5 protein-coding genes are annotated in these 20,217 nt (G+C 73.6%); all 5 read left to right on the top strand.

What is annotated here, in order from left to right; genetic code table 11:
• Window positions 1–34 precede the first annotated feature (34 nt).
• Genes ACSDR0_RS14640 through ACSDR0_RS14620 form a run of 5 tightly spaced genes read left to right on the top strand, consistent with a single transcriptional unit; the run spans window position 35 to window position 20,153 of the window.
• The gene (locus tag ACSDR0_RS14640) at window positions 35–5,569 is read left to right on the top strand and encodes an SDR family NAD(P)-dependent oxidoreductase (RefSeq protein WP_435289335.1); all 5,535 of its coding nucleotides are present in this window, start codon (window positions 35–37) and stop codon (window positions 5,567–5,569) included.
• Window positions 5,566–5,775 (top strand): MbtH family protein, encoded by a 210-nt coding sequence (locus ACSDR0_RS14635; RefSeq protein WP_362676169.1) that lies wholly within the window; start codon window positions 5,566–5,568, stop codon window positions 5,773–5,775. The genes ACSDR0_RS14640 and ACSDR0_RS14635 overlap by 4 nt, the downstream gene beginning before the upstream one ends.
• Window positions 5,772–9,158, top strand: coding sequence for a non-ribosomal peptide synthetase (locus ACSDR0_RS14630; protein ID WP_435289334.1), 3,387 nt, complete (start codon window positions 5,772–5,774; stop codon window positions 9,156–9,158). The genes ACSDR0_RS14635 and ACSDR0_RS14630 overlap by 4 nt, the downstream gene beginning before the upstream one ends.
• Window positions 9,151–16,218, top strand: coding sequence for an amino acid adenylation domain-containing protein (locus tag ACSDR0_RS14625; RefSeq protein ID WP_435289333.1), 7,068 nt, complete (start codon window positions 9,151–9,153; stop codon window positions 16,216–16,218). The genes ACSDR0_RS14630 and ACSDR0_RS14625 overlap by 8 nt, the downstream gene beginning before the upstream one ends.
• Window positions 16,215–20,153, top strand: a complete 3,939-nt coding sequence (locus ACSDR0_RS14620) for an AMP-binding protein (protein WP_435289332.1) — start codon at window positions 16,215–16,217, stop codon at window positions 20,151–20,153. The genes ACSDR0_RS14625 and ACSDR0_RS14620 overlap by 4 nt, the downstream gene beginning before the upstream one ends.
• Window positions 20,154–20,217 lie beyond the last annotated feature (64 nt).

Raw genomic sequence — 20,217 nt, 5'->3', positions numbered from 1 at the left:
GACCGCGCCCAGCAAGGAAGAAAGGGACCCCCGCATGGCCGAGGAGCCCACCGTCGAACCAATCGCGATCATCGGCCTGTCGTGCCGAGTGCCCGGCGCCGGGGACGCCAGGCAGTTCTGGCGCAACCTCGCCGACGGAGTCGAGTCGCTGACGCACTTCACCCGCGAGGAGCAGCGGGCACTCGGCGTGCCCGACCACATCCTCGACGACCCGGACTTCGTACCGGCCGCGATGATGCTCGACGACCACCAGGGGTTCGACGCCGCGTTCTTCGGCATGTCGATCAGGGAGGCGGAGATCCGGGACCCGCAGCACCGGCTCTTCCTCGAACTGTCGCACACGGCCCTGGAGGACGCGGGATACGACCCGTTCAGGTACCCGGGCGAGATCGGCGTCTACGCCGGCTCCGGCGGGGACTTCTACCAGTGGATCAACATCAGGAGCAACGCGCAGGCCCACGCGAACGCGGGCTGGCTGGCCGTCATGGTCGGCAACCACGTCGACTACTGCGCCACGCTGTCGTCGTACAAGCTGGACCTGCGCGGCCCGAGCTACACCCTGCACACCGCGTGCTCGACCTCGCTGGTCGCGATCCACGTGGCCGCCGAGGCCCTGCGCAACGGCGAGTGCGACATGGCCCTGGCGGGCAGCGCGATGCTCGACCTGCCGCAGGGCCAGGGCTACGTGTACGACGAGGACGGCATCGTCTCCCCCGACGGCCACTGCCGGGCCTTCGACGCCAAGGCGGCCGGGACGATCTGGGGCAGCGGTGGCGGCGTGATCGTGCTGAAGCGGCTGTCGGAGGCGATCGAGGACGGCGACAACGTCCGGGCGGTCATCCTGGGCAACGCGATCAACAACGACGGCGCGAGCAAGGTCGGGTTCTCCGCGCCCAGCATGGACGGCCAGGCCGCGGTGATCGCCCAGGCGCTCGGGGTGGGCGGGATCGACCCGCGCACGATCACCTACGTCGAGGCGCACGGCACGGGCACCGCGCTGGGCGACCCGATCGAGGTCGCGGCGCTGAGCAGCGTGTTCGGCCAGGACACCGACGACACCCAGTGGTGCGGCATCGGCTCGGTCAAGAGCAACATCGGCCACCTGGGCCAGTCGGCGGGCATCGCCAGCATCATCAAGGCGGTGCTGGCCCTGGAGAACGGGCTGATCCCGCCCACGCTGCACTACGAGAGCCCCAACCCGAAGATCGACTTCACCCGGAGCCCGTTCTACGTGACGGGGACGCCGACCAAGTGGGAGCGCAACGGCTTCCCCCGCCGGGCGGGCGTCAGCTCGTTCGGCATCGGCGGCACCAACGCGCACATCGTGCTGGAGGAGGCCCCGGCGCCGTCCCGCGACGAGCGCGGCTCCCGCCCGGCGCACCTGCTGCGGCTGTCGGGCAGGACCGACACCGCGCTGGCCGCCGCCGCCGAGCGCCTGGCCGCGCACCTGGAGGCCCACCCCGACGCCGACCTGGCCGACGTCGCCCACACCCTGCGGGTGGGGCGCAGGGAACTGTCGCGCAGGAGCGCGGTGGTGGCCTCCGGCGTCGCCGATGCGGTCGCCGCGCTCCGCGACCCCAAGCGGACGGTCTCCGGTGCCGCCTCACGGCGCACTCCGCGCCCGGCGTTCCTGTTCTCCGGGCAGGGTTCGCAGTACGGGGGCATGGGCGCCGAGCTGTACCGCACCGAGCAGGTCTTCAGGGACGCGGTCGACGAGTGCGCCGAGATCCTGCGGCCGGTGCTGGGCGAGGACCTGCGTGAGCTGATCTTCGCCACCGGGAAGGAGGCCGACGAGCGGCTGCGGCAGACGGCGCTGACCCAGCCCGCCCTGTTCACCGTGGAGTACGCCCTGGCCGCGCTCTGGCGCTCGCTGGGCGCCGAACCCGCCGGGATGATCGGCCACAGCATCGGCGAGTACGTCGCGGCGACCGTGGCCGGGGTCTTCAGCCTGCCGGACGCGCTGCGGCTGGTGGCGGCCAGGGGACGCCTGGTGCAGGGCATGCCCGCGGGGGCCATGCTCGCCGTGCAGCTCGCGCCGGACGAGATCGGGCCGCTGCTGCCCGACGACGTGTCGGTGGCGACCGTCAACGGCCCCGGCACGTGCGTGGTGGCCGGTCCCCCGGCCTCGATCGCCGAGCTGTCGGCCCTGCTGAAGGAGGAGGGCATCGGCCGGATGGAGCTGCGCACCTCGCACGCCTTCCACTCCTCGATGATGGACCCGATCCTGGGCGAGTTCCGCGCGCTGGTCGCCGGCGTCGAACGGTCGGCGCCGAGCCTGCCGTTCCTGTCGAACGTGACAGGCACCTGGATCACCGCGGACGAGGCGACGGACCCGTCCTACTGGGCCCGGCACATGCGCGAGCCGGTGCTGTTCGGCGACTGTGTGGCCGCCCTGCTCGCCGACGGCGACTGGATCATGATCGAGTGCGGCCCCGGCAGGCAGCTGGCCGGGCTGGCCAGGGCGCAGAACCCGCCGGGCGCGGTCGCGCCGCTGCCCTCCCTCCCCGGCCCCAAGGACGCCGGTGGCGACGTGGGCGTGCTGTCGGCCGCGTACGGCACCCTGTGGGTGAACGGCGTCGCGCTGGAGGCGTTCGGCGAGGAGGGCCACCGGGTCTCGCTGCCGACCTACCCGTGGGAGCGCCAGCGCGCCTGGATCGACCCCGACCCGCAGGGGGCGTTCGTCGGCGGCGTGGCCAACCCCGCGCCGGTCGAGGACGACCTGCCGCTGGACCGCTGGTTCAGCGTGCCGGTGTGGCGGCAGGTCCCGCCGGGACCGGCGCCGCTGTCGCCGGTCACCCGGGCCCTGGTGTTCGCCGACGACGGCTCGGCCGGGCTGGTGGACGCGCTGCGCGCGACGGGGGCCGAGGTCGTCGAGGTGAGGCCCGGCGACGAGTTCTCCTCGGAGAACCCCGAAGGCGTCTACACCGTGCGTCCCTCCGAGCGCGCCGACTACGACGCGCTGCTGTCGGCCGTGGGCGAGGTGCCGGGGCGGGTGGTCCACGCGTGGACCGTCGGCGCCGAACCGGCCGCCGGGGCCGAGGAGACCTGGAAGGCCCAGGACCGGGGCTTCTTCAGCGTGCTGGCCCTGGTGCAGGCGCTGACCGCGGCGCAGCCCGCGGACGGGGTGCAACTGGACCTGCTCACCTCGGGGGCCCAGGACGTCACCGGCGGCGACCTGCTCCGTCCCGAGTACGCGACCCTCGCAGGGTTCCCCCGCGTGGTGCCGCTGGAGACACCGTGGCTGCGGGTGCGCCACGTCGACGTCGAGGGAGGCGACTGGATCAGGCACGCCGCCGCGGAACTGGGCAGGAGGCCCGAGCCCGACGAGGCGGGACTGCTGCCCACCGTGAGCATCAGGGGTGGCCGCCGCTGGCTGCAGCACTACGAGCAGCTGGAGGTGCCCGCTTCTTCTGTGGAGACCGCGGAGACGGCCGGGGTGGTCGGCGGGCAGGCCGGTCCCCGGGACGGGCAGGTCTACGTGATCACCGGTGGCCTGGGCGGCATCGGCATCTCGCTCGCCGAGGACCTGGCCGCGCGGGCCAGGGTGCGACTGGTCCTGCTGTCTCGGGCCGGGCTGCCCGACCGGGGGTCCTGGGACGCGCACGAAGGCGGCCGCGAGGGCCGGGCGATCGCCGCGATCCGCAGGATGGAGGAGGCCGGGGCCGAGGTCCTGGTGCTCGCCGCCGACGTCACCTCCCCCGATGACATGCGCCGGGTGAGGGAGGAGACGATCGCCGGGTTCGGCCGGGTGGACGTGATCGTGCACGCCGCGGGACTGCCCGGCGGCGGCATGGCCGAGATCAAGGAGCGGGCCGCCGCCGAGGAGGTGCTGGCGCCCAAGGTGGTCGGCACGCTCGCGCTGCGCGAGGCCTTCGCCGACCTCGACCTGGAGGCCGTGGTGCTCTGCTCGTCGATCACCGCGGTCGCGGGCGGCTTCGGCCAGGTCGACTACTGCGCGGCCAACAACTTCCTCGACGCGCACGCCAGGGGCGAGCACGGCTGGGGCGCGGCCACGGTCGTCTCCGCCAACTGGGGCAAGTGGCTCGAGGTCGGCATGGCGGCGGAGGTCGCCGCACCCGCCGGGTTCGTGGCGCTGCAGCGCGGCGACCGGATCAGGGCCGTCGACCACCCCGTGCTGTCGGCCTGGCACGAGGCCGACGGCGAGGGGCTCGGCTGGGCCGGAGGCGGCCTCTCCCCCGACACCCACTGGGCGCTCGACGGGCACCGCATCTCCGGGGTGCCGGTGCTCCCGGGCACCGGCCACCTGGAGCTGGCCCGCTGCGCCAGTGAGGTGGTGCTGCCCGGCACCGGTGCCGTCGAGCTGCGCGACGTGGTGTTCGTCGAACCGCTGTCGGTGGCCGACGGGGCCTTCGCGGAGGTACGGGTGACGTTCAGCACCGAGGCGGACGGCGCGGACTTCCAGGTGCGCAGCGTCATCGGCGGTGAGCAGCGCACCCACGCGCGCGGCACCGCGGCCAAGGTCGACGCCGGGCCCGCCGGGCACGCCGACGTGACGGCGATCATCGAGCGCTGCACCCCCGCGTCGGACGAGCAGGGCGGCGTGCCGCTGTCCGGGCTGCTGACGCTCGGCCCCCACTGGGGTCACATGCAGAAGTGGTACATCGGCCAGAACGAGGCCCTGGGACTGTTCGAGCTGCCCGAGGAGCTGTCGGAGGACCTGGACGGCTGGGGCCTGCACCCGGCACTGCTCGACAGCGCCACCTCCTTCACCTGGATCGACGTCGTCGGTCACTACCTGCCGCTCGGCTACGGCCGCATCACCGTCAGGGACCGGCTGCCCGGCAGGTTCTGGAGTCACATGCGCTTCCGCGACAGCGGCACCGACGAGGTGCTGGCGGTCGACGTGACGCTCATCGACTCCAATGGCACGATCGTCACCGAGATCTCCGACTACGTGCTGCGCCGCATCAACACCGACGCCGTGGTGGCCGGGGTGACGGCCGACGCCGGAGCCCAGCGGGCGGGCACGGTCACCGTCCCCGACCAGGGCGGCCAGGTCGCGACGACCGCCGGAGGCCCCGACGCGGTCGGCATCCGTCCCGCCGAGGGCGCCGAGGCGTTCCACCGGCTGCTGGCCACCCCCCTCGGCGCGCAGGTGGTGATCGCCGCGACCCCGGTGGCCGCCTACCTGGCCGGTGTCGGGTCGGTCACCCAGGAAACGGTCGAGACGGAGCTGGACCCGGCCGCCGTGTCGGACCGTCCCCGTCCCGGCGGCGCGGCGGCCGACGACTACGTGGCGCCTCGCGGCGACGTCGAGACCGCCATCGCCCGGCTGTGGAGTGAGGTGCTCGGCGGCGAGCGCATCGGCGTCGACGACGACTTCTTCGAACTCGGCGGCAACTCGCTGATCGCCGTGCAGCTCATCGCCCTCATCCGCAAGGAGCTGGGCGTGCGGCTGCCGATGCGCAGCCTCTTCGAGGAGCCCACGGTGGCCGGGGTCACCTCGCTGATCGAGCAGGTGCGCGCCACCACGCCGCCGGCGGAGACCGCCCCGGCCGCGAACCAGACCATGATCCCCCGTCTCCCCCGCAGGAGTGAGCAGCAGTGAGCGAGCCCCTTCCCGACACCAAGGTCGTCCTCAACGACGAGGAGCAGTACTCCATCTGGCCCTCGGGCCGCGACAACCCGGACGGCTGGCACGACGCGGGCTTCACCGGCACCAAGGACGAGTGCCTGGCCCACATCGAGCAGGTCTGGACCGACATGCGTCCGCGCAGCCTGCGCGAGGCGATGAAAGCGGGAGACGCGGGATGACCGAACAGATGGTGGACGTCTTCCCGTCCTCCTCGGGGCAGGAGCGGATGTGGTTTCTCGCCCGCTTCGAACCCGAGCTCGCCGTCTACAACATCGGCATGCTCATGCCGATGAGCGCCCGCCAGCCGGTCGATCCGCGCCGGCTGGAGGCCGCCGTCGCCCACGTGGTACGCCGCCACGAGGTGCTGCGCACCGTCTTCGAGTTCAGGGACGGCCAGGTGGTGCAGATCGTCAGCGGCGCCGTCCCCCCGGTGCGGCTCACCGAGACCGACCTCACCCACCTGCCCGCCGACCTGCGCGAGGCCGAGCTCGCCCGGCTGGCCAAGTCGGACTCGGTCACGCCGTTCGTCCTGGACCGGGCACCGCTGTGGCGGCTGCGGCAGGTCCGGATGGCCGACGACGACCTGCGACTGATCTGCGTGTTCGACCACACCGTGTTCGACGGCGTCTCCAGCCACGTCTTCGTCAACGAGCTGGAGGAGTGCTACGACGCCATCGGCGAGGGGCGCGAGCCCAAGCTGGCGGAGCTGCCCATCCAGTTCGCCGACTTCGCCGTCTGGCAGCGGGGACGGCTGACCGGGAAGTTCGTCGAGGAGGAGCTGGCGCACTGGCGGGAGCGGCTGGCCGGTATCCCGGCCGACCTCGCCCTGCCCGCCGACCGGCCGCGCCCGCGCAGCCGCTCCTACCGGGGTGAGATGCAGCTGGGCGCGTTCTCCCCCGAGGTGTCGGCCGGGATCCAGCGCCTGGCCAAGGACCTGAACTCGACGCTGTTCACGGTCATGCTCACCGCGTTCGCGACCGTGCTGTCTCGCTGGTCGGGCCAGTACGACGTCGTGGTGGGCACCCCCATCGCGGGACGGCTGCTGCCGGAGACCGAACCCGTCATCGGCATGTTCGTCAACGCCGTGGCGCTCCGCGCCGACCTGACCGGCGACCCGACGTTCGCCGAGGCGGCCGGGCGGGTGCGCACCACGGTCGCCGAGGCCCTGGACCACCAGGAGCTGCCGTTCGAGCGGCTGGTGGAGGCGCTCCAGCCGACCAGGGACCTGAGCGTGCCGCCGATCTACCAGGTGATGTTCAACCTGGCCGGCGACACCAACGAGGGCCAGATCGCCAACGGCACCGCCAAGGTGGACCTGCAGCTGGACCTCAACATGCGCGGGGGACGGCTGCACACCCGGCTGGAGTACAGCACCGACCTGTTCGACCGGCCCACGATCGAGCGGTTCGGCGCCTGCCTGGAGACGCTGGTGGAGGCCGCGGTCGCCGCCCCGGGGACGCCGATCTCCCGGCTGCCGCTGCTGACCCCCGCGGAACGGGACCACGTCATCGCGCTCGGCGCCGGCGAGGACCCGGGGCGTGCCCTGAACGTCCTGGTCGGCACGGCGGGCGTGGCCGATCCGGCCGGCGCCCAGGACACCGGGGACGTCGGTGGCGCCGCCGGGGCCGGTACGGCGCCGGCCTCTCCGACCTCGACGACCTCTCCGACCTCGACGACCTCACTGACTTCGACGACCTCGTTGACCTCGCTGATCGAGGCGACCTCGCTGACCTCGCTGATCGAGGCCCAGGTCGCCAGGACCCCGGGCGCTCCGGCCGTGGTCACCGGTGACACCACGCTGACGTACGCGGAGCTGGACGAGCGCGCCACCGCGCTGGCCCACTGGCTGCGCGGGATCGGGGTCAGGCGGGGCAGCCCGGTGGCGGTGTGCGCCGAGCGGTCGGCCGAGCTGGTCGTCGGCCTGCTCGCGGTGCTCAAGGCGGGCGGGGCCTACGTCCCCCTCGACCCGGAGTATCCGCCGTCGCGGCTGGCGTTCATGCTGGCCGACAGCGGGGCCCGGGTGATGCTGACCCAGCGCCACCTGCGCGACCTGCTCCCCGAGGGCGCCGTCAAACCGGTGCTGCTGGACGCGCCCGACACCTGGGGACCGCAGCCCCCAGGAACGGCGCTTCCGGTGACCGGTCCCGGCGACGCCGCGTACGTGATCTACACCTCGGGTTCGACCGGGCGCCCCAAGGGCGTCGTCAACACCCACGGGGGCATCGTCAACCGGCTCGCCTGGATGCAGCGCAGGTTCGGCCTCACCCCGGCCGAGACGGTCCTGCAGAAGACCCCGACGAGCTTCGACGTGTCGGTCTGGGAGTTCTTCTGGCCGCTGGTCACCGGGGCGTCCCTGGTACCGGTCCGGCCTGGCGGGCACCGCGACCCCAACCACCAGCGCGACCTGATCAAGGCGCACTCGGTGAGCACCGCGCACTTCGTCCCCTCGATGCTGGCCCTGTTCCTGGAGGAGACCGGCATCGAGTCGTGCGGCTCGCTGAAGCGGGTGATCTGCAGCGGCGAGGAGCTGCCGCCGCGCCTGGCCGCCCGCTTCTTCGAGCGGCTGCCCGGTGTGGAGCTGCACAACCTGTACGGGCCGACGGAGGCCGCGGTCGACGTGACCGCCTGGCGGGTCGAGCCGGGCGAGACGCCGGAGGCGCTGAACGCGCTGCACACACTGCCCATCGGCCCGCCCATGCCGGGCAACCGCCTGCACGTCCTGGACGACCTGCTCCAGCCGGTGCCGGTCGGCGTACCCGGGCACCTGCACATCGGCGGGGTCCAGGTCGCGCGCGGCTACGCGGGCCGCCCCGCCCTGACGGCCGAGCGTTTCGTGCCCGACCTGTACGGGCCGCCCGGCTCGCGGCTGTACGCGACCGGCGACCTGGCCAGGGTCCGCGCCAACGGGGACATCGAGTTCCTGGGGCGGATGGACGACCAGGTGAAGGTACACGGCTGGCGCGTCGAGCTCGGCGAGATCGAGGCCGTGATCGCCGAGCACCCCAGGGTGCGCCAGGCGGTCGTGGCGCTGCGCGACGACGCCCCCGGCGGGCGCGGGCTGGTCGGCTACGTCGACTGGTCCGGAGACGCCTCGGTGCTCACCGGAGAGCTGCGCAGGGCGCTCGCCAAGAAACTGCCCGCCGCGCTCATCCCGCAGGCGTTCGTCGGGATCGACCACATCCCGCTCGGCCCGAGCGGCAAGCTCGACCGGGGCGCGCTGCCCGCGCCGACAGGCTCGGGCCGGGCCGACCTCGGCACGCCGTACACGGAGCCGCGCACCCCGCTGGAGACCGAGCTGTGCGCCCTGTGGAGCGAGCTGCTCGGCCGGGAGCGCATCGGCGTCGAGGACGACTTCTTCCAGCTCGGCGGCCACTCGCTGCTGGCGGTGCTGCTGGTCACCCGCTACCGGGAGACGTACGGCGTGGAGATGCCGCTGCGGCGGTGCTTCGAGATCACCACGGTGACCGAGCACGCCCTCGCCGTACTGGAGCTGCAGCTCGGGGACGACGACGAGGAGCTGGCGGCGCTGCTCGCGACGCTGGAGGACCCCGCGAATGAGTGACCTGAGGGCGAAACTGGCGCGGCTCAGCCCGGAACAGCGGGCCGCGCTGGAGGAGAGGCTGCGGCGGCAACCGCCGCCGCGGCGGCCGTCGGGCATCCCCCGGCGCGCGGGCGACAGCGGGCCGCCACCGCTGTCGTTCGGCCAGGAGCGCCTGTGGTTCCTGCAGCAGCTGGACCCGTCCGACGCCTCGTACAACATGTTCATGGTGCAGCGGCTGCGCGGGCACGTCTCGATCGAGGCGCTCAGGTACGCGCTCGGCCGCCTGGTGGAGCGGCACGAGACCCTGCGCGCCCGCTTCACCTCGCACGAGGGCAGCCCGGTGCAGGAGATCGAGCCGCCCCGGCCGGTCGAACCCGACCTGATCGACCTCACCTGGACGCCCGCCGCCGAGCGGGAGGCCCGCGCGACCGAACTGGTCGCCGACCTCACCAACCGCCCGTTCGACCTGGCGGCCGGGCCGCTGCTGCGGGTGCACCTGATCACCATGTCGGAGACCGACCACGTGCTGTGCGTGGTGCTGCACCACATCGTGGCCGACGGCTGGTCGCTGAAGATCCTGCTGGGCGAGCTGGCCGCCTGCTACGGCGCGCACCTGGAGGGACGCGAGGCGGACCTGCCCGCGCCGGTGCTGGAGTACGCCGACTACGCGGCCTGGCAGCGCGGGCTGCTGGACGAGGAGGGCGTGCGCCGCCAGCTCGACTACTGGAGCGGGCAACTGGCCGGGGTACCCGCGCTGGACGTCCCCGCCGACCGGCCCAGGCCGCCGGTGAAGTCGTCCAACGGCGACTACGCGGCGCGGCGGATCGGGCGGGAGCTGACCGCCCGGCTGGACCGGCTGGCCAGGGACGAGCGGTGCACCCCGTTCATGGTGCTGCTGGCCGCCTTCCAGACGCTGCTCGGCGCCCACTCCGGGCAGGACGACGTGTGCGTGGGGTCGGTGATCGCCGGGCGGGAACGCCCGGAGCTGGAGCAGATCGTCGGTTTCTTCCCCAACACGCTCGCGCTCCGCGGCGACCTGTCGGGAGACCCCGGCTTCAGGGAGCTGCTGGGCCGCGTCCGGGCGACGGTGCTCGACGCCTTCGCCCACCAGGACATCCCGTTCGAGCGGCTGCTCAACGAGCTGCGCGTCGAGCGCGACCTGAGCACCACGCCGCTGTTCCAGGCGATGTTCGTGATGCAGGACAAGGAGGCGTCCGAGCTGGTCATGCCCGGCATCGAGACCGACGTGTTCGATCCGGGCGCGCGGCAGGCCAAGTTCGACCTGATGCTCGACGTGACACCTCGCTCGGAATCGCTGTACGCGCTGCTGTCCTACAACGCCGACCTGTTCGAACCGGAGACGGTGGCCAGGATGCTGCGCAGGTACGAGCGCGTCCTGGAGGCCGTGGCCGACGACCCTGATGTTCCGCTGTCCCGCCTGCGGGCCGCGATGCTGCTTCCCGAGGACCGCCTGCCCGCCGTCACCGCGTCCCTGTCCACCGCCCTGCCCGGCCCTTCCTCGACCGCCGGTTCCACCGGTCCGGCCGGGGTGGTCGAGCTGTTCGAGGAACGGGTGCGGCTGGCGCCGGAGGCGGTCGCCGTCAGCCACGGCGACCGGCGGCTCGGCTACGCCGAGCTGCGCGATCGCGCCGTCAGGCTGGCGGCGCGGCTGACCTCGGCGGGGGTGGGCCCCGAGACCGTGGTCGCGGTGTGCGCCCGGCGCGGTCCCGAGCTGGTCGTGGCGCTGCTGGCGACGGCCATGGCGGGAGGCGCCTACCTCCCGCTCGACCCCGCCTACCCGGCCGAGCGCCTTCGCTGGATGCTGCGCGACAGCGGGGCCGCGCTGCTGCTGTCCCAGGACGGCCTGCCGGAGTGCGACCTGCCGACGATCCCGCTCGACGGCGTCGCGGACGGTCCCGCCACCGGAGAGGACTCATACACCGGCGACGACCGGGGCACCGGAGAGAACCAACACATCGGAGACGGCTCTCCGTCCGGCGTCCGCGTTCACGGACCGGGCGAGCACGACGTCCGGACGCCCGCCGGTGACGGCCGGGTGACGAGGCCCGGCGGGCCGGGGAACCTGGCGTACGTGATCTACACCTCCGGTTCGACCGGCACCCCCAAGGGCGTGCAGGTCGAGCGGCGGGCGCTGGACGCGCGGGTGGCGTGGATGCGCGCCGAGTACGGCATCCGGCCGGACGACCGGGTGCTGCAGTTCGCCTCCGTGGGCTTCGACACGCACGCCGAGGAGATCTACCCGGCGCTCACCTCGGGGGCCGAGCTGGTGCTCGCCCCCGACGAGCCGCTTCCCGACTTCCTGCGGACCTCCCGGGGCGCGTCGCTGACGGTGATGGACCTGCCCACCTCCTACTGGCAGGAGCTGGTCGCCGCCCGGGTCTCCTGGCCGCCCGCGCTGCGCCTGCTGATCCTGGGTGCCGACCCGCTGCCGGGACCGGCGCTCGCCGCCTGGTACGAGGCTCACGGCGAGCGCGTCACCCTGGTCAACAGCTACGGGCCGACCGAGACGACGATCATCGCCACGGCCGGGGAGCTCGACCCCGCCGAGGCGTCCAGGCGGCCCACCGTGGGTCACCCGCTGTCCGCCACCCGCGTCCACGTGCTGGACGAGTACGGCGCACGGGTGCCCGTCGGCGTGCCCGGCGAGCTGTGCGTCGGCGGCGACGGGCTCTCTCGCGGCTATCTGGGGGCGCCCGCCCTGACGGCGGAACGCTTCGTGCCCGATCCGTACGGTCCGGCCGGTTCTCGGCTGTACCGCACGGGCGACCGGGCCAGGTTCCGGCCCGACGGGCGCCTGGAGATCCTCGGCCGTCTCGACCGCCAGGTCAAGATCCGGGGCTACCGCGTGGAGCCCGGCGAGATCGAGGCCCGCCTGCTGGCCCACCCGTGGGTGGGCCAGGCGACCGTGACGGTCAGGGAGGACACCCCCGGTGACCGCCGCCTGGTCGCCTACGTCGTACGGCACGACCGGGCCCCTGACGGGCGAGCGGCCGGAAGGACGGCCGGCGAACGGGTGGCCGACGAGCCGGCATCCGACGAACGGTCGATCAACGGCACCGGCCTGGCGGAGGGTGCCCGCGAGCGGTCCGGGCACCGGCTCGGCGCCGGGGAGCTGCGGGAGTATCTCGCGGCGGAGCTGCCGCCGCACCTGGTGCCGAGTGCCGTGGTGGAGGTCGGGCGCATCCCGCTCACGCCGAGCGGGAAGGTCGACCAGGGCGCGCTGCCCGCTCCCGAGCACCGCTCGGGTGAGGGCTACCTGCCCCCGGAGACCGCCACGCAGGAGCTGGTGTGCTCGATATGGGCCGAGGTCCTGGGAGTGGAGCGAGTGGGGGCGCTCGACGACTTCTTCCAGCTCGGCGGCCACTCGCTGCTGGCCACCAGGACGATCGCCAGGCTCTCGGCCGCGACCGGGCTGGACGTGCCGCTGAAGCTGGCCTTCAGCCACCCGTCCGTACGGAGACTGGCGCAGGCGCTGGACGCGCTGGCGGAAGCCGGGCCCGGCGCGGGTTCCAAGGTGGGACCCGGACCGGCGCGGCGCCCTGAGGGCACGGCGCCACCGCTGTCGTTCGCGCAGGAACGGCTCTGGTTCATGGAGCAGTTCAGTCCGGGGACCGGCGCCTACGTGCTGCCCGCCGCGGCGCGGCTGCGCGGGCCGCTGGACCTCGCGGCGCTGGAGGCGAGGCTGGACGCCGCCGTGACGCGGCACGAGAGCCTGCGGATGCGCTTCCCCGCCTCCCCCGACGGGAGGCCCGAGGTGCGGATCGTCCCGGCCGCGGCCCCGGAGGCACGAATCGCGATCCGCGTCGTCGAGGCGGGACCGTCGGCGGAATCGGTCCTGCCGGGGACCACCTCGGCGGGATCGGTCTCCACGGAGGCGGCCCTGCCGGGATCGGACTCCACGACCGACTCCGCCATGGAGTCGGTCGTGGAGTCGGTCGTCGAGACCGCGACGGAGGCGGAAGCGGAGGCGCGGCGGATCGTCAGCGCCGACGCGGCACGCCCCTTCGATCTCGGCGACGGCCCGCTGCTCCGGGTGACCCTGGTCGGGATCGCCCCCGAGGACCACGTGCTGCTGGTCGCCGTACACCACATCGTGGCCGACGGCTGGTCGGCGGAGATCCTGCTGGACGAGCTGCTCTCCGGGCGCTACGACCGTGACGGCCGCGACGTTCGTGACGGCCGTCCGGAGACTCGTGTCGGGTACGGCGACTACGCGCTCTGGCAGCGCGAGCGCCTGGCCGGGCCGCGTCTGGAACGGCACCTGGAGTTCTGGCGGGAGGAACTGGCCGAGCTCCCCCCGCTCGAACTTCCCCTCGACCGGCCCAGGCCGGCTCGACAGGGGCACAGGGGTGCCTGGCACGACCTGCGGCTGGACGCCGGGCTCACAGGGGCGCTCGGCGCACTGGCGCGGGAACGCGGTGCGACCCTCTACATGGCGCTGCTCTCCGGGTTCCAGGCCGTGCTCTCCCGCTGGTCGGGACAGCACGACTTCGCGGTGGGCTCACCGGTCGCCGGCCGGGACCAGACGGAGTTCGAGGACGTGGTCGGGTTGTTCGTGAACCTGCTGCCGCTCCGGGCCCGCCTGGAGGGCGACCCCGCCTTCACCGAGCTGCTCGGCCGCACCCGCGACGCCGCCCTGGAGGTCTACGCCCACCAGGAGCTGCCGTTCGAGAAACTGGTCGCCGAACTGGACCTGGCCAGGGACGCCACCCGTCCGCCCGTGGTGCAGGTGCTTTTCGCCCTGCAGAGCTACCTGGGCGGTGCGGTCCCGACAGGGCGATCCGTACCGGTGGCCGGGGGTACGGCCACGACCGGGCTCGCGACCGAGGAGCAGACCGGGTCCACGACCGGATTCACAACCGGGAAGCAGTCCGGGGCCACGACCACGGCCGGGCTCACGACCGAGGAGCAGACCGGGGTCACGACCACGACCGGGCTCGCGGCCGATCGGACGGAGGGGCCGGTGGTCGAGCCGTTCGCGCCGGACACCACCTCGACCCGGTTCGACCTGGAGCTGTACGTCTCGGAGACCGGTGACGGCCTCGCTGCGAGGTTCGTCTACAACCGCGACCTGTTCCTGCCGGACACCGTCGAGCGGCTCGCCGTGTCCTTCGAGACGTTCCTGCGCGCGGCCGTCGCCGCTCCGGGGACCCGCGTGGGCGACCTGGAGATGCTCCCCCCCGGGGAGCGGGAACTGGTGCTGACCGGCTGGAACGCCACCGAGACCGCGTACCCGCCGAAGGAGACGCTGCACGGTCTCGTCGAGGCCCAGGCCGCGCGGACTCCCGGCGCCCCGGCCGTGGTCTTCGAGGGCGAGACGCTGACCTACGCGGAACTGAACGACCGCGCCGACCTGCTGGCAGCGCGGCTGCGCGCCTCCGTCGCCGGTACCGGCACGACCAGGGGCACAGAGACAGGGAGGGTGTTCGCCGTACGGGCGGAGCGCTCGCTCGACCTGCCCGTGCGGCTGCTCGCCGTGCTCAAGGCGGGGGCCGCCTACCTTCCCCTCGATCCGGGGCTGCCCGAACGCCGTGTCGAGGCCATGCTCGCCGACGCCGGGGCCGTGGAACTCACCGCCGCCCTGGACACCCCTGCGGTGCCCGGGGACGCGGCCCCCCGGGTGCGGGACCTGCCCGGCTCGCTCGCGTACGTGATCTTCACCTCGGGGTCGACGGGAAGGCCCAAGGGCGTCGGGGTGCCACACCGGGCCATCGTCAACCGGCTGCGCTGGATGCAGGAGACGTACGGCCTGGACGCGAGTGACGCCGTGCTCCAGAAGACCCCCGCCGGGTTCGACGTGTCGGTGTGGGAGTTCTTCTGGCCGCTGATCAGCGGGGCGCGCCTGGTGCTCGCCCGGCCCGACGGCCACCGGGACACCGCCTACCTGCGCGACCTCGTCACCGAGCGGGCGGTCACCACGGTCCACTTCGTCCCCTCGATGCTGGCCGCCTTCACCTCGGAGGAGCGGATCGAGGAGTGCCGCTCGCTGCGCCGGGTGATCTGCAGCGGCGAGGAGCTGACGGCGGGGGCCGCCGAGCGGCTGGCCGGGCGGCTGCCCGGGGTGGAGCTGCACAACCTCTACGGGCCGACCGAGGCAGCGGTGGACGTCTCCTGGCATCGCTACACGCCGGGCGAGAAGGTCGTGCCGATCGGCCGCCCGGTGGCCAACACCCGCCTGTACGTGCTGGACGGGGCGTTGCGCCCGGTGCCGGTCGGGACGCCTGGCGAGCTGTTCATCGGCGGGGTCCAGCTGGCCCTCGGCTATCTCGGCCGCCCGGCCCTCACCGCGGAACGCTTCGTCCCCGATCCCCACGGCCCGCCGGGCTCCCGCCTGTACGCCACCGGGGACCGGGCCCGATGGCGATTCGACGGCGAGATCGAGTACCTCGGCCGCCTCGACACCCAGATCAAGATCCGTGGCATGCGCGTCGAACCCGGCGAGATCGAGGCCGTGCTCGGCGGGCACCCGGACCTGAGCGCGGCGGCGGTCGGCGTGTGGCACGACGGCGCCGGAGCCCGGCTGGTCGGGTACGGAGTGCGGCGCGAGGGGACGCGGGGCCCGGTGAACACCGTGGACGCCGATCCTCGCGAGTGGCTCAGGGGCGAGCTGCCCGAGCACATGATCCCCACCGCCTGGGTGACGCTGGACGCCCTCCCGCTCACCCCCAACGGAAAGCTCGACCGAGCCGCCCTGCCGCCGCCGCCCGGCCGGGGCGACCTTCCCTGGGAGCCGCCGCGCACCGACGCGGAACGCGCCGTCGCCCAGGTGTGGCAGGACGTGCTGGGCCTGGACAAGGTCGGCCGTCACGACGGGTTCTTCGGCGTCGGAGGTGACTCGATCCGCAGCCTCTCGGTGGTGGCCCGTCTGCGCCACCTGGGCTACGGGCTCGACCTGCAGCGGTTGTTCACCCACCAGACCGTGGCCGAGCTGGCCTCCGTACTGGACACACCGGACACCGGGTCCTCCGTGGAGGCGGAACCGGAGCCGGAGGCCGCGACCGGGGCGTTCGGCATGCTCGGCGCCGCGGATCTGGCCAAGCTCAGGAAGGGCGAGCGATGATCGAGGACGCGTACCCGCTGGCCGCGCTGCAGGCGGGGATGCTCTACCACAGCGAGCTCGAACCGGGCAGCCCCACCTACCACGACCTGATGACCATCACCCTGCGCGGCGTCCTGGACGTCCAGGCGCTGACCGGGGCGCTGGCCTGGGTCGCCGCCCGGCACCCGGTGCTGCGCACCTCGTTCGACCTGACCGGGTTCAGCGAGCCGCTGCAGCTCGTCCACGACACCGCGACCATCCCGCTGGAGGTCGCCGACCTGCGCGGGAACGGTTCGGACGGGGACGGCCCCCGGGAGCGGCTGGCGGCGTGGCGGGAGGCCGAGAAGCACTCCGGGTTCGACTGGTCGTCACCGCCGCTGCTGCGGGCGTACGCGCACGTGCTGGACGACGACGAGTTCGCGCTGAGTCTCAGTTTCCACCACGCCGTCCTCGACGGCTGGAGCGTCGCGGCGCTGGTCACCGAACTGCTGGGCCGCTACACCGCGAACGGCTCGCACGATCCGCGCGACGCCGCCGATCCCGCTCCGCCACGTGCCCTGTTCAGGGATCTGGTGGCGGCCGAGCGGGCCGCGGTGGGCTCGGCGGCGGCGCGGGAGTTCTGGCGGAAGCGGGCCGAGGACGCCCCGGAGAGCCGTCTGCCCCGGCTGCCCGGGTTCCCGTCCGGCGGGCCGCGCGCCGCCGAGGTGGTCGCCGTGCCGGTGCCGCACGAGACGGTGGCGGCGCTCGAACGGCAGAGCCGCGAGCTGCGGGTCCCGCTGCGCACGACCCTGCTGGCCGCGTACGTGACGGCGCTGGGCCTCGTCACCGGCGAGCGGGAGGTCATGACCGGCGTCCTTGGCCACGGCAGGCCGGAGACCGAGGGCGGCGGCGAGGTGCTGGGGCTGTTCCTCAACACGCTGCCCCTGCGGGTCCGCCTCGACGCGGGCGACCGGGCCGAACTGGTCAGGCGGGTCTTCGACGCCGAGGTGGCCGCGGTGCCGTACCGGCGCTACCCGCTGTTCGAGATCCAGCGGGCCGCGGGCCGCTCGCCGCTGCTGGACACGCTGTTCGACTTCCGGGACTTCCACGTGTACGGAGGGCTGTCCGGCGACGGCGTGGCGATCACCGGGCAGGAGTTCTTCGAGCAGACCGACATGCCGTGCACGGTGGCCTTCGTCCGCGTGCCCGGCGGCGGCCTGACCCTCACGGTCTCCTACGACGCCTCCCAGTTCCCCGCGGAGCAGATGGAGTCCCTGGCCGGACGGGTGATCGACGCCCTGACCGGCGAGCCCGGCGTGGGCAAGGCGGAGAACGAGGCGATCGATCGCTGGAACGCCACCGGGCGCGAGCACCCGGGCGGCACGCTGCACGGCCTGGTGTTCGCCCAGGCGAAGCTGACGCCCGACGCCCCCGCCGTGGGCTTCGAGGGCTCGTGGATCACCTACCGCGAGCTGGCCGGGCGGGCCCTGACGATCGCCGGGGAGCTGCGTCGCGCCGGGGTGTCGCGCGACCGGCCGGTGGGGGTGCTGCTCGAACGGAGCGCGGACCTGCCCGCCGCGCTGCTGGGCGTCCTCGCCGCCGGGGGCGCCTACCTGCCGCTCGAGCCCGGCCACCCGGCCGGGCGGGTGCGGGGCATGCTCGACGACGCGGGCGCCTCGGTGCTGCTGACCTCCGCCGACCTGGCGGACGAGGCTCCGGGGGGTACGCGGGTCGTCCTGCTGCCCGCCGCCTCGGAGGCCCCCTCCGAGGTCTCCTCGCGGGAGGATCCGCCGGACTCCCTCGCGTACGTGATCTTCACGTCGGGGTCGACGGGGAGGCCCAAGGGCGTCGGGGTGTCGCACCGGGCGATCGTCAACCGGCTGCGCTGGATGCAGGCGACGTACGGGCTCACCCCGGCGGACCGGGTGCTGCACAAGACACCGGTCTCGTTCGACGTGTCGGTGTGGGAACTGTTCTGGCCGCTGGTCACCGGGGCGGGACTGGTGGTGGCCAGGCCGGGCGGGCACTACGAGCCCGGCTACCTCACCGAGCTGATCGGCGGTGAGAAGGTCACCACAGCGCACTTCGTACCGTCCATGCTGGACCCGTTCCTCGACACGCCCGGCCTGGAGGCCCTGAGCGCCCCGGGCAGGGGCGAACCGGCTGCGAACGAACCGGGCACGGGCGGGCCTGTCGTGGACGGACCGGGCGCGGACGGACCGGACGCGGGCGGCCTGCGCAGGGTGGTCTGCTCGGGTGAGGCGCTCCCCGCCGACCTGGTGCGGCGCTTCGCCGAGCGGCTGCCCGGGGTGGAGCTGCACAACCTCTACGGGCCGACCGAGGCCGCGGTCGACGTCTCCTGGCACCGCTGTGACCCCGCCGAGCAGGCGGTCCCGATCGGCCGCCCGGTCGACAACACCCGCCTGGAGGTGCTCGACGAGCGGTTCGGACGGGCGCCCGTGGGCACCCCGGGGCAGCTGTTCATCGGCGGGGTCCAGCTGGCCCGCGGCTATCTCGGCCGCCCGGCCCTCACCGCGGAACGCTTCGTCCCCGATCCCCACGGCCCGCCGGGCTCCCGCCTGTACGCCACCGGGGACCAGGCCAGGTGGCGGCCGGACGGCGAGATCGAGTACCTCGGCCGCCTCGACACCCAGATCAAGATCCGTGGCATGCGCGTCGAGCTCGGCGAGATCGAGGCCGCCCTGCTCGACCAGCCCGAGGTCCGCGCCGCGGCGGTCGTCGCCGACGGCGAGCGCCTGATCGGGTACGTCGTCACCGGCGACGCCTCGGCCGACTGGCGGGCGCGGTTACGCGTCAGGGTTCCCGAGCACATGATCCCGTCGGCGTGGGTGGTGCTGGACGCCCTGCCGATCACCTCCAACGGCAAGCTGGACAGGAAGGCCCTGCCCGCGCCGGACCCGGTGGGCGCGGACGGGTTCAGGGTGCCGCCGAGGGACCCGGTCGAGGGACGGATCGCGGCGATCTGGGAGGAGCTGTTCGACGTCCCCATGGTCGGGGTGTTCGACGACTTCTTCGACCTGGGCGGGCACTCGCTGCTGGCGCTCCGGCTGGCCGTGCGGATCAGGCAGGAGTTCGGCAGGGAACTGCCCGTGGCGACCGTGCTGGCCTCGCCGACCGTGGCGGGCCTGGCGGACGTGCTGCGCCGCCCGGAGGACCTGGGGGAGCAGCGGGTGGTGACACTCAACGCGGACGGCGACCGTACCCCGATCGTCCTGGTGCACGCCCTGGGCGGGCAGGTCTTCCGCTACCACCCGCTGGCCCGCAGGCTCGGCCCCGACCAGCCCGTCTACGCGATCGCGGCCAGCGGCCTGGCACCCGGCGAGGACCCGCACACCACCATGGCCGACATGGTCGAGGACTACGTCGACCGGCTGCGGGCCGTCCGTCCCAGCGGGCCGTACGTGCTGGGCGGGTTCTGCATCGGCGGGAACATCGCGCTGGAGATGGCCAGGCGGCTGCGCGCCCTCGGTGAGGACGTCCCGCTGCTGGTGCTGTTCTACTCCGACGCGGACGAGCCCGTGATCACCAGCTCGCTGGAGGACGACGCCTCGCTCATGACCCACGCGCTGGCGGGAGGGCCGCTGGAGACGGACGGCGAGGAGTTCGCCGGGCTCGGCCCCGAGGAGATGCTGCTGGCGGTCATCGCCGCCGCCGGGCGGGAACAACGGCTGGCGCCCGACACCGCCGACGTCGAGCAGGCCCGGCGCTTCCTTCGGGTGTTCCGGGCCAACGCCCACGCGGTCGGCCGTTACCGGCACGAACCGTACGAGGGTGACGTGGCGCTTTTCGCCCCCGCCGGTGACCGGCCCGACCTGGGCTGGACCGGCGTGGTCAAGGGGAACCTCGCGATCGAGGCGATCCCCGGCGAGCGCGTGGTCATCCTGTTCGAACCCCTGGTCGCCGAGGCGGCCGCCAAGCTGAGGAGTTGGATCGACGATGGCGTCACCGGACACTGAGAGCACCCGGAGCGCGGGGAGCACGGGGCCGCCACAGAGCACCGGAAGCACCGGGAACGCCGGG

The sequence above is a fragment of the Streptosporangium sp. G11 genome, assembly GCF_051192615.1.
In the GTDB taxonomy this organism is placed as follows: Bacteria; Actinomycetota; Actinomycetes; order Streptosporangiales; family Streptosporangiaceae; genus Streptosporangium.
Note: the sequence above shows the minus strand (reverse complement) of the source record. Positions and strands in the feature narration are given on the sequence as shown.